This is a genomic window from Delftia sp. ZNC0008 (genome assembly GCF_000799035.1).
Lineage (GTDB): Bacteria > Pseudomonadota > Gammaproteobacteria > Burkholderiales > Burkholderiaceae_C > Comamonas > Comamonas tsuruhatensis.
The window spans coordinates 1-458 of sequence record NZ_JTKZ01000363.1; the positions used below are offsets into that span (position 1 = coordinate 1).

Sequence of the window (458 nt, forward strand, 5' to 3'; positions counted from 1 at the left end):
CCGCGTCCTGCCCACGGCATGCGCAATGCATGCAAAGCGGCAAGGAACTGCGTTGGCATCCATGAACCGCGATATGACGAATACCACGATCACGCTCGACGGCGTTTCCTGCGTGCTGCCCGATGGCAGCCCCCTTTTCTCCGATCTTTCCGAAACCCTGGACCAACGCTGCACCGGCCTGGTGGGGCGCAACGGCGTGGGCAAGTCGCGGCTGGCGCGCATCCTGGCCGGGCTGGATGCGCCCTCGCAGGGCCGCTGCCTGCGCTCGGGGCAGGTGCTGTACCTGGCCCAGCGCACGGACTGGCATGACCAGCCTTCGGTGGCGGCGCTGGCCGGGCTGCAGCCCGCGCTGGAGGCGCTGGCGCGCATCGAGGGCGGCAGTTGCGAGCCCCGCGACTTCGAGCTGCTGGCCGACCGCTGGGACCTGCGCCAGCGCCTGCAGGCCCAGCTGGACGCGG

1 protein-coding gene is annotated in these 458 nt (G+C 70.5%); it reads left to right on the forward strand.

Going from position 1 to position 458, the window contains the following annotated elements; all coding sequences use genetic code 11:
• Positions 1-61 precede the first annotated feature (61 nt).
• Positions 62-458 (forward strand): ATP-binding cassette domain-containing protein (locus tag L995_RS11880; protein ID WP_047471922.1); only part of this gene is annotated, 397 nt, incomplete at its 3' end.